The 10,847-nt window shown below is 71.4% G+C and carries 10 protein-coding genes; 4 read left to right on the forward strand and 6 right to left on the reverse strand.

Annotated elements, in window-relative coordinates; translation table 11 throughout:
• Both sucC and DI573_RS04775 read right to left on the reverse strand, forming a co-directional pair.
• On the reverse strand, nt 1–927 hold a 927-nt coding region (sucC, locus tag DI573_RS04770; protein WP_292811204.1), incomplete at its 3' end, for an ADP-forming succinate--CoA ligase subunit beta.
• Between the two features lie 115 nt (nt 928–1,042).
• Complete coding sequence (locus DI573_RS04775) at nt 1,043–2,560, reverse strand: FAD-dependent oxidoreductase (protein ID WP_292811206.1); 1,518 nt, start codon at nt 2,558–2,560, stop codon at nt 1,043–1,045.
• A 138-nt stretch (nt 2,561–2,698) separates the two neighbouring features.
• On the opposite strand from DI573_RS04775, the gene DI573_RS04780 reads away from it, so the two are divergent.
• Both DI573_RS04780 and DI573_RS04785 read left to right on the forward strand, forming a co-directional pair.
• Entirely contained in the window at nt 2,699–3,373 is a 675-nt protein-coding gene (locus DI573_RS04780) for a TetR/AcrR family transcriptional regulator (RefSeq protein WP_292811209.1), read from the forward strand.
• 465 nt (nt 3,374–3,838) lie between these two features.
• A complete protein-coding gene (locus DI573_RS04785) occupies nt 3,839–5,086 on the forward strand; it encodes an acyl-CoA dehydrogenase family protein (RefSeq protein ID WP_292811211.1) in 1,248 nt (415 codons plus the stop codon).
• Between the two features lie 156 nt (nt 5,087–5,242).
• Here DI573_RS04785 and DI573_RS04790 read toward each other — a convergent pair whose 3' ends face one another.
• Together DI573_RS04790 and trxA are read right to left on the reverse strand one after the other, a co-directional pair.
• Nucleotides 5,243–5,572 (reverse strand): hypothetical protein, encoded by a 330-nt coding sequence (locus DI573_RS04790; protein WP_292811213.1) that lies wholly within the window; start codon nt 5,570–5,572, stop codon nt 5,243–5,245.
• The gene (trxA, locus tag DI573_RS04795; RefSeq protein ID WP_292811216.1) at nt 5,569–5,949 is read right to left on the reverse strand and encodes a thioredoxin; all 381 of its coding nucleotides are present in this window, start codon (nt 5,947–5,949) and stop codon (nt 5,569–5,571) included. The genes DI573_RS04790 and trxA overlap by 4 nt, the downstream gene beginning before the upstream one ends.
• A 302-nt stretch (nt 5,950–6,251) precedes the next feature.
• Here trxA and DI573_RS04800 point away from each other — a divergent pair, with 302 nt between their 5' ends.
• Together DI573_RS04800 and DI573_RS04805 are read left to right on the forward strand one after the other, a co-directional pair.
• Nucleotides 6,252–7,406, forward strand: a complete 1,155-nt coding sequence (locus DI573_RS04800; protein WP_292811218.1) for an AI-2E family transporter — start codon at nt 6,252–6,254, stop codon at nt 7,404–7,406.
• Nucleotides 7,407–7,434: 28 nt separating this feature from the next.
• A complete protein-coding gene (locus DI573_RS04805) occupies nt 7,435–8,463 on the forward strand; it encodes an ATP-dependent DNA ligase (RefSeq protein WP_292811220.1) in 1,029 nt (342 codons plus the stop codon).
• 114 nt (nt 8,464–8,577) lie between these two features.
• Here the strand turns inward: DI573_RS04805 and ligD are convergent, their stop codons facing one another.
• The gene (ligD, locus tag DI573_RS04810) at nt 8,578–9,603 is read right to left on the reverse strand and encodes a non-homologous end-joining DNA ligase (RefSeq protein ID WP_292811223.1); all 1,026 of its coding nucleotides are present in this window, start codon (nt 9,601–9,603) and stop codon (nt 8,578–8,580) included.
• Between the two features lie 33 nt (nt 9,604–9,636).
• Complete coding sequence (locus tag DI573_RS04815) at nt 9,637–10,842, reverse strand: SseB family protein (RefSeq protein WP_292811225.1); 1,206 nt, start codon at nt 10,840–10,842, stop codon at nt 9,637–9,639.
• Nucleotides 10,843–10,847: the final 5 nt, after the last annotated feature.

A 10,847-nucleotide genomic window follows, 5' to 3' on the forward strand; every position in this document is an offset into this window, starting at 1 on the left:
CTTGACCTGCTCGTCGCCGAGGATCACGTCGAGCCCGTTGGCCATGACCTCGGCCGAGGCGCCGCCGCCGATGTCGAGGAAGTTGGCGGGCTTGACTCCGCCGTGGCTCTCGCCGGCGTAGGCGACGACGTCGAGGGTCGACATCACGAGGCCCGCACCGTTGCCGATCACGCCCACCTCGCCGTCGAGCTTGACGTAGTTGAGGTCGTTCGCCTTCGCCTTGGCCTCGAGCGGGTCGGCCGCGTCCTTGTCTTCGAGCAGCGCGTGCCCGGCGTGACGGAAGCCGGCGTTCTCGTCGAGCGAGACCTTGCCATCGAGCGCGACGATGTCGCCCTCTTCTGTGAGCACGAGCGGGTTGACCTCGACGAGCGTCGCGTCTTCGCTCTTGTAGACGGTGCCGAGCTTGACGAACACGTCGGCGACAGCATCCACCAGTTCGGGGGCGAAGCCCGCGGCCTGCGCGATCTCGCGGGCCTTGGCCTCGTCGATGCCGGTCAGCGGGTCGACCTCGACGCGGGCGAGCGCCTCGGGTCGCTCGACGGCGAGCTCTTCGATCTCCATGCCCCCCTCGACGCTGGCGAGCGAGAGGTAGGAGCGGTTGGCCCGGTCGAGCAGCAGCGAGAAGTAGTACTCCTTGTCGATGCGGGCGCCCGCGGCGACCATGACGCGCTTGACGACGTGGCCCTTGATGTCGAGGCCGAGGATGGCCTTCGCGGCTTCGTAGGCCTCGTCGGCGGTCTTGGCGACCTTGACGCCGCCGGCCTTGCCGCGGCCGCCGGTCTTGACCTGCGCCTTCACGACGACGACCCCGCCGATCTTCTCGGCTGCGGCCTTCGCCTCCTCGGGGGTGTCGGCGATGATGCCCGGGAGCACCGGCACCTCGTATTTCTCGAACAGATCACGGGCCTGGTACTCGTAGAGATCCACGTTGCTAATCCTTCAATGGGGCGACGGGTGCGGACGGAGAAAAGTCTCGATATCGAGAGATCTACCGGTCATCCAGCGTACTACCCGCGCGCACGGCGGCCCGCACGCGCCGGGTTCAGCGGATCGGCTTCAGATCGCTCGTCGCGGGTCCCTCGATGCGGACGCCCTCCGCCGTGAACCGCGACGCGTGCAGCGGGCAGTCCCACGTGCAGGCCGCGTCGTTCCACTCCAGCACACCGCCCAGGTGGGGGCAGATCGCACCGACGGCCCGCGTGTGGCCGTTCACCGTCGAGATCGCGACCGGCATGCCGGCGCGGTTCGCGACCACTCCCTCGCCCTCCGGCGGGCGGGCCACGGGCACCGCGTGCGCCTGCGCGCCCGCCCACCGGGTCAGTGCCGCGCGTCCCACGCGCGCGTTTTCCGCAAGACCGCGTGCGATGTCGGAGGGCACGGTCAGGCGCGTGGAGAGGCGCTGCGTGAAGCGGGGGCGATCGCGCCAGCGCGTGCCGCGGATGTCGTCGGCGAGGCGCAGCGCGGCCGCGGGTCCGTTCGTCAGGCCCCACTTGCCGTACCCGGTCGCGAACCTCACGCGGCCGAGCGAGCGCGGCATGCCCCCCACGAAGGGCACGAGGTTGTGGGATTCGTAGTCCTGCGCCCACCAGCGGTGCGTCTCGCGCGCATCGGGGAAGTGCTCGCGGGTCCACGCGACGAGGTCGTCGATGAGCGCGCGTTCGGACTCGGCCCGGCCGACGGGGTGTCCGTTGCCGCCCACGATGAGGCGCGCCGGCCCGGCCGGACCGTCCGCGGCGCTCACCGCGCGCACCGACCGCGAGGGGTCGTCGATCGAGAGGAACATCCCGGGCGGGATCTCGGCGTCCGTCTCGAACGCGACGCAGGAGGAGCGCAGCCCCTGCGTCTTGGCGAAGTAGAGGCCCCGATCGTCGATCGGCGTGCCGGTGGCCAGGATGATCCGGCCGGCGGCGACCTCGACAGCATCCGTCAACACACGAGGGCGCGGCAGCACCCGCACCTTCCGGACACGCACACCGGTATGCAGGACGCCGCCCGCGGCGACGAACGCGCGGGCGAGGGCGTCGGCGAGCCGCACGGGGTCGATCGCCAGCTGACCCTCGAGCGCGGCCGCCCCGGCCAGCGGAAACGGTGGCGCGGGGATGTCGGCGGGATCCACCCGTCGCACCGACAGCCCCGCCTCGCGCGCCGCCGCCACCTCCGCGTCGACGAGATACAGACCCGCGCGACCCTGCACGTAGGAGTACGCCGTCTGCGTCGTCGTGGGCACCCCTGCCTCGTCGGCGAAGGCGCGCAGCCATTCCATGCCCGCGCGATTCGCGTCGACGTACGCGCGCACGAGCGAGGCCGGGTGATGCCGTCGCAGGGTCGAGAGCACGCTGCCCTGCAGGAGGGAGACCTTGCCGGTGTTCGCCCCGGAGGCGAGCTGAGCGATGCCACCCGACTCGAGGATGGCGACATCCCGCCCCTCGCGCGCCAGCATCACCCCCGTGACGAGCCCCGTGATGCCCGCACCGACGATCACGACGTCGTGGTGCGCGCCTGGCTCGGACGGGACGGAGGCCTCCGGCGGGTGCCGGTCGGATTTCCACAGCGATGTCATGCTGGCCAGTGAAGGGGCGGGGAGTCGACGGGGCAACGGTCTTGACAGCGCGGGTGCGAGCGAGGACGGCACCGAGTGCCGGATCGATGCGGATTCGATATCGCCGTCGACACGCGCGCCGATAGGCTCTGAGTCGACATGAGCGAGACACCGTCCCCGTCCGCCGCGCGCACCACCGTCGTCGCCGCGGCCCTCGACCTGTTCGCCCGGCAGGGATTCGAGGCGACCTCCGTCGAACAGATCGCGCAGGCCGCCGGGGTCTCCCGATCGACGTTCTTCCGCCAGTTCGGCGGCAAAGAGGACGTCGTCTTCGCCGACCACGAGATCCTGCTCGCCGACGTGCGCGCCTGGCTCGAGCGCGGGCACGAGAACCCGTGGGTTGCCGTCTGCCAGGCCTCGGAGCGGGTGTTCGCGCACTTCGCCCGCGACCCCCAGGTCGCCCGCCGACGCTACGAGATCGTGCGGCAGGTGCCGGCCCTGCGCGAGCGCGAGATCGTCACGGTCTTCCGCTACGAGCGCCTCTTCGACGAGTACCTGCGCGAGGCGCTGCCCGGGATCGATCCGCTCGACGCCGTCGGATTCGCCGCGCTGGTCACGGCCCTGCACAATCACGTGCTGCGCCGCCTGCTTCGGGGCACCAAGCGCGTGCCGGCGTCCGTGCTGCGCGCGGCGCTGGATGGCGCGCTGCGCCGCTACGGCGTGCAACCCCAGGCCGAGGCGCCTGCCGCCGACGACGTCGTGGTCGCGGTGTTCCCGCGCGCGATGCCCGCGGCCGAGATCGCCCGCCGCGTGCGGAGCGAACTCGACCGCTGACTCGCGGGTCTGTCCTTCGGGGCGGTCGCGGCGCTTGCGCGGTCGCGGCGCTCGCGCGGTCGCGGCGCTCGCGCGGTCGCGGCCGCGGCGAACCCACATTTTTGCAGCGAACCCACACTCGACGCGTGGTGGCTCGCTGCAAAAATGTGGGTTCGGTGCGGCGCGCGCCCGGCCGCGCCCGCACTCATCGGCCGCCGTGGTCAGCGTCGGGGCGTCGAGATTACGTTGGGGCGTCGAGACCACGTTGGGGCGTCGGAACCGCGTTGGGGCGTGGAGCAGCGCGCCCCAACGTGGTCTCGACGCCCCAACGCCCGGGACCACGCCGCCCAACGCCCGGGACCACGCCGCCCAACGCCCGGGACCACGCCGCGCAGCGCCCAGGACCGCGTTGCACCCCGCCCGGAACACGCGCTGGCACCGCGTTCCACATTTGCTGACACCGGATGCCGGGAGTAGCCTTCCGGCATGACCACGACGGTTGCCCCCACAGCATTCCCCGGCGAGCACCTGAGCCGTTACGACGTGACGGGCCGACTCGACACCGACTACTACGCACTGTTCACCGACATCCCGGCGGAGGATCGCGCCGTGTGGGAACGCGCCAGGGCGTATGTCGATGAGGTCGCGCCGCGAATGCGCGAGGCGTGGGACCGCGCCGAGTACCCGCTCGAGGTCGCGCGGCGCATGGGCGAGCTCGACCTCGTCAACGACGGCATCGAGCATCCCGACCTCACCCGCTTCTCGCCGCTGGCCGCGGGCCTGGTCAACATGGAGGTCTCCCGCGGCGACGGATCACTCGGCACGATGCTGGCCGTGCAGGGCGGCCTGGCGCTGCGCACGCTCGCCCTCTTCGGATCCACCGCGCAGCAGGAGCAGTGGCTCCGACCCCTCGCCACGGCCGAGGTCCTCGGCGCCTTCGCCCTCACCGAACCCGACCACGGCTCCGACTCGGTGTCGCTCGAGACGACGGCACGACGCGACCCCGCAACGGGCGAGTGGGTCATCCGCGGCGCGAAGAAGTGGATCGGCAACGGCGCTTCCGGCGGCGTCACGTTCGTCTGGGCGCGCATCGACGACGAGGGGGCCGAGCACCACGGCGCCGTGCGCTGCCTGCTCGTGGAGCAGACCCGCGCCGGGTATACGGGAACACCGATCGCGGGCAAGGGGTCGCTGCGCGGCATCCATCAGGCCCACATCACCCTCGATGACGTTCGGGTTCCCGCCGAGGCGCTGCTGCCGGGCGCTCGCACCTTCAAGGATGCCTCGACCGTGCTCTATGCGACGAGGTCGGGAGTGGCGTGGTCGGCGCTCGGGCACGCCACCGCGTGCTACGAGGCGGCACTGACATATGCCCAGCAGCGCATGCAGTTCGGCAAGCCGCTCGCGAAGTTCCAGATGGTGCAGGAACGCCTCGCGCAGATGCTGGAGGAACTGACGGCGATGCAGCTCTACTGCCGGCATCTCGCCGACCTCGAGGCCTCGGGAGGACTGCGGCCGACGCAGGCGTCGCTGGCCAAGTTCCACAACACCCGGGCCGCCCGCCGCATCGCCGCGGTCGCGCGCGACCTGCTCGGCGGCAACGGCATCCTGCTCGAGAACGGCGTCATGCAGCACATGGCCGACATCGAGGCGATCCACACATATGAGGGCACGGAGTCGATCCAGGCCCTGCTGATCGGCCGCGACATCACAGGCATGAGCGCCTTCGCCTGAGCGGCGACTCGACTGGGAGCGGCTCGACGCGGCTAGCCGCGGCTCCGCGCTGACGCGGCAACATAGCGGCGTTGGGGCGTCAGAATCACGTTGGGGCGTGCTGCTCCGCGCCCCAACGCGCCGCTGACGCCCCAACGTGCTGAGAGGCCGCCGGCGTCAGCGCGAGGGCACCCGCACAGGTTCGGGCGCGACCGGGTAGTCGAATGTCGGTGTGCCGGCCGCCGGATCGGACGACGGCGCCCCAGACCCAGACCTCCATCCCGACCCCGCCCGCAGCAGGTCGGTCGGGCACCAGCCCGTGACCGCGCCGACCATCAGCAGCACACTGCAGATCGCGGCCGGCACCGCGCACCACGGATTGTCGAGCGTGCTCACCGCGAACGCACCGACGAACACGGAGGCGAAACCGCGGCCGATGCGCTCACCGCGAGTGGCCGCGCAGCGCGGCGCGGCACGGGATGCTGTGGCCACAGCATCCCCCATCATTCGGCGCTCTGCGCACTTGCCTGCTGCGCGGCGATCTGCCGGCGGACGTCGTCCATGTCGAGGCCCCGTACGCCGTCGATGACCTGCTGGAGTCCCGCGGCGGGGAGCGCGCCGGGCTGCGCGAACACGATGATGCCGTCGCGGAACGCCATGAGGGTGGGGATGGACGCGATATTGAATCCCGCCGCGAGCTGCTGCTGGGCCTCGGTGTCGATCTTGCCGAAGACGATGTCGGGGTGCTCGCCTGCCGCCTGCTCGAAGACGGGGGCGAACATGCGGCACGGGCCGCACCACGCGGCCCAGAAGTCGAGCAGCACGATGCCCTCGCCAGACACGGTCTCGGTGATGTTCTCGAGGGTGATCTCTTTCGTCGCCATGGGATCATCATACCCCCTGGGGTATACCCCGGGCCCGACCCCGATGTTGGGGCGTCAGAATCACCGTGGGGCGCGCTGCTCCACGCCCCACGGTAGCGCTGACGCCCCAACGCCCAACCCACGCAGCGCTGACGCCCCCCCCCCACGCCCGACCCGGAGCAGCGCTGACGCCCCAACGCCCGACCCCACGTAGCGCTGACGCCCCCACGTGGCGGAGGCAACACCCGGCCCGGCGCTCGCACGGCGGCACCGGCGCACGCAAGGGGTGGGATGCCGGGGCCCCGGCACGTTAGCGTCGAGGCATGGGACTCCTCGGCGACAAGCCCCGCACCGTCCGACTCGAGGGATCGCGCGTCGATCTCGAGGCCAAACGCGCCCCGTGGAGCCTGTGGGCCGACGGATTCGGCCGGCTCTCGATCCGCGCAGTGCAGGTCATCGTCGTGCTGATCGTGGCGGCGGTGCTCTTCCTCGGCATGCAGCAGATCACCGTCGTGACGATCCCGGTCGTCATCGCACTGATCCTCGCGTCGGCGTTCGCGCCCGTCATGCGCTGGATGCGCTCGCGCGGTGTGCCCTCACTCCTGGCGACACTGATCACCCTGTTGACGATCGTGGTTCTGCTGGGTCTCGTGGGCTGGCTCATCGTGTGGGCCGTGCGCAACCAGTGGGACGAGCTGTACGCGCAGGCCGAGGAGGGCGTGCAGCAGGTGATCGACTGGGTCGGCACCCTGCCGTTCGAGATCGATCAGGCGCAGATCGACGAGTGGATCGCGACCGCGACCGACTTCGTCACGAGCGCCCAGTTCGGCTCCGGCGCGCTCGCCGGCGTCAGCGCCGTCGCCAACTTCATCACGGGGTTCGTGCTCCTCGTGGTCGTGCTCTTCTTCTTCCTCAAGGACGGCCCGCAGCTGTGGGAGTTCCTGCTGCGCCCCTTCCGCGGCGAGCACTACGCCCGCGCGCAGCGCATCGGCGACAAGGCGGTGTCGACCCTCGGCTCGTACATCCGCGGCACCGCCGCGGTCGCCTTCGTGGATGCTGTCGGCATCGGCATCGGACTCGCGATCCTCGGCGTGCCGCTGTGGCTGCCCCTGGCCGTGCTCGTGTTCCTGCTCGCGTTCATCCCGATCGTGGGGGCGACGCTCGCGGGCATCCTCGCCGCGCTCGTCGCGCTCGTCTCGAACGGGCTCGTCAACGCGCTCTTCGTCGTCGGCGTCGTGGTGCTCGTCAACCAGCTCGAGGGAAACTTCCTCCAGCCGGTGCTCATGGGGCGCACGCTCAAGCTGCACGCCTTCGTCGTGCTGATCGCGCTGACGATCGGCACCGTGCTCGGCGGTGTGCTCGGCGCCGTGCTGGCCGTGCCGATCACCGCGGTCGTGTGGGGCGTCGTACAGGTCTGGGACGGCCCGAACTCCCCCGCCCGCTGGGCACGACGCAAGCGCAAGGAAGAGATCGCCTAGGCCCGACGCCGCCACAGGAGCACGCACCATGCCGCATGAGATCCCCGCACCGATGCTGGCCAAGGCCGTGCCCGAGGTCCCCGACCGCACAGGGCTGAGCTTCGAACCCAAGTGGGATGGGTTCCGCGTGCTCGTGTCATGGGACGGCGAGAGCGTCGAACTCGGATCCCGCGGGGCGAAACCTCTGACCCGGTACTTCCCCGAGCTCGTCGAGGCTCTTCCGCACCTACTCCCCCGCCCCGCGCTGATCGACGGAGAGATCGTCGTCGCGATCGGCGAACCCGGTGCGCAGCGCCTGGACTGGGAGGCGCTGTCGCAGCGCATCCATCCAGCGGCCTCTCGGGTGCAGCGACTGGCGGCCGAGACCCCCGCGATGATCATCGCCTTCGACCTGCTCGTCGACGGCGATGAGGATGTCGCGGCGCTGCCCTTCGCCGAGCGCCGCGCACGCCTGGAGTCTCTGCTGGCCGGGGTGCAGCATCCCCTGCACCTGACCCGCACGACGACGGATGCCGCCCTCGCCCGCCACTGGCTCGCGGAGTTCGAGGGGGCGGGTCTGGACGGTGTCGTCGCGAAACCGATCGATCAGCCCTACGCGCCGGGCAAGCGCACGATGCTCAAGATCAAGCACGCGCGCACGGCCGACGTCGTCGCGATCGGGTACCGCGTGCACAAGAGCGGCCAGGGCGTGGGATCGCTGCTGGTCGGCCTCTACGACGACGGTGTGCTGCGCGGCGTCGGCGGGGTCGCGGCGTGGAGCGACAAGCGCCGGCTCGAGCTGGTCGACGAACTCGCGCCCCTCGTCGAGCGCGACGAGTCCGGCGATGCGGTGACGGGCGAGGGCGACCGGTCGCGCTTCTCGGGGTCGAAGGACGTCTCGTTCGTGCGGCTGCGTCCCGAGCGCGTGCTCGAGGTGCGCTACGACCAGCTCGAGGGCCGGCGTTTCCGGCACACCGTGCAGTTCGAGCGGTGGCGCCCCGACCGGGATGCTGCATCCTGCCGGTTCGACCAGCTCGAGCAGGTGTCGGCCTACGACCTCGGCCGCGTGCTGTACTGACTCCACGGCGACGGGCTGCGTCTCGACTCACTGCGCTCGCTCAACAACCGGGGCTGCGTTTCGACCGCCGGTCGTTGAGCGAGGAGCGCGGCGACGAGACGAAACGCCCGGCGGTCACGCGTCGGGTTTGCGGGCGCGGCTGGGCTGGACGCGCGGCGGCTCTCCGGGCATCTTCGGGAACTCGGGCGGGAACGGCAGCTCCCCCAGCCCCGCCGCAAGGTCTCGCTCCCACCACTGGAGCAGGGTGTCGATGCGGCCGGACCGCTCGAGCAGACCCGCCCACGGGTCCCCGCGCTCGGCGAGGCGGGCAGGAATCGACCGGACGGTGAAGGAGGCCGGATCGACGGCATCCAACTCGTCCCATTCGATCGGGGTCGACACGCTCGCCCCCGCGAGGGCTCGGGGCGAGTAGGCGCCCGCCATCGTGCGGTCGCGGTTGGCCTGGTTGAAGTCGACGAAGATGCGCTCGCCGCGCTCTTCTTTCCACCACTTCGTCGTCACGCGATCGGGCATGCGGCGCTCGAGCTCGCGGGCCGCGGCGATCACGGCGTGCCGCACGTCGAGGAACTCGTGGGTGGGCTCGATGGGGCAGAACACGTGCAGACCGCGGTTGCCGCTGGTCTTGACCCAGGGCTCGAGACCGGCCTCGCGGAGCACCTCGCGCAGGCCGTGCGCAGCCGACACGGCCTGCGCGAAACCCGTGCCCGGCTGCGGGTCGAGGTCGATGCGCAGCTCGACCGGGTTGTCGGTGTTCGCCGTCAGCGACGCCCACGGGTGGAAGACGATCGTGTTCATCTGCACCGCCCACAGGGTCGCGGCGGTCTCGGTGAGCACGAGCTGTGGATGCCGTCGCCCGCTGTTGTAGGTCACCGTCACGGACTCGACGTAGTCGGGCGCCCCCTTGGGCGGGTTCTTCGAGAAGAAGCTCTCGCCGCCGACCGCGTCGGGAAACCTCTCGAGCGACACCGGCCGATCGCCGTTGGCCGTGAGGAGGGGACCGGACACGGCGATCATGTACTCGGCGAGCTCGTGCTTGGTGATGCCCAGTTCGGGCCAGATCACGCGATTGGGGCTCGAAAGCCCGACCTCGCGGTCGCCCGCGGGACCGGGGACGGTCAGGGTGATGCGCTCGGACGCCATGGACTCGACCCTAGGCCCGGGCCCCGGCATCCGTCACCCGGTTGCGTCGGCGGAGTCGGTGTGGTCGGGCTCGGGCGCAGCGGCGGGCGCCTCGGGAGCCGCCGCGGGCGGCTCGGGCAGCGCGAGCACGGGCGCGAGGGTGTCACGGTCGACGATCAACCAGGGCCCGGCGGCATCGACGAGCACGCCGGAGAGTTCGGGGTGATCGCGCAGCGCCTTGCCTAGCTGCGCCGGCGTGAACGGCATCGGCCGGTCGCCGCGGGCCATCGCCACGATCTCGAGGGGGTGCGAATAGACCTCGAGCAACCGACGGCCGTCGGCGGTGCGCGCCTCGGCGATGCCCATGCGCGGAGCCTGCCCGTCGGCGGGGGTGTTCTCGCGCACGGCGACCCAGATCGGCGTCTCGGAGAGGGTCTGCGCCAGAGACGCGGCGGTCTCGGGCGTGCGTTCGGCGGCGAGCGCGGTCTTCACGCGCAGCTGCGGGTCGGCCTGCGCGAGCGCCGGTTCGAGCACGGCGCGCGGCAACACCGCGCGCGCCTGCGCGGCGGCGCCGTCGATCAGCAGCCCGGCGTACGGGCCGGCCATCATGTGCCGAAGAACCGCGAGGGCGGGCTGAGCGACGGCAGACGTGTCGGCCTGGCCGTCGGCCTGCACCGCCGCCTGCAGGGCCTCGCCCGAGCTGTAGACGAGCATGAACTGCTCGTCGCCGCGCTTCGCCACCGCCAGTGGGAGCTCTTTGCCCTCCGCCAGCAGGGCGCGGGCATCGCCGCGCACCCGCAGGAAGACGTGGTTCTGCAGCAGCTGGCGGGCGACGTCGAGCAGTTCGCGGGCGGTCGGCTTCTCGCTGAGGCGGGCGAGAGCGGCGTGCAGCAGCACGTTGTCCTTGAGGCCGGGCACGCTCTCGCGGGGCGGAGGCGCCTCGGCGGGACCCTGCACGCGCGAGGCGTTCGGCGGGGCCGTCTCAGCCGACGACATCGTCGCGGGCGACGCCGGAGTGGTCCTCGCGGGCGTCGCCGCGTCCGCGCGGGCGCGATCCTGCGGCCCCAGGGCACCCACGCCACGGAAGGTCGACAGTGAGATGTTCACCTGAGGTGTGGGCTCGGCACCCTCATCGGCGACAGCATCCGCCCGCTCTTCCGAACCGCCAGCCGCCGTGTCTTCGGCCGCCGTGTCGTCGGCGGGCGTGTCGTCGGACGTGGACGCATCCGTCGCCTTCGGGCGACGTGAGAACAGAGCCATCCTTC

This window comes from Microbacterium sp. (assembly GCF_003248605.1).
Taxonomy (GTDB): Bacteria; Actinomycetota; Actinomycetes; order Actinomycetales; family Microbacteriaceae; genus Microbacterium.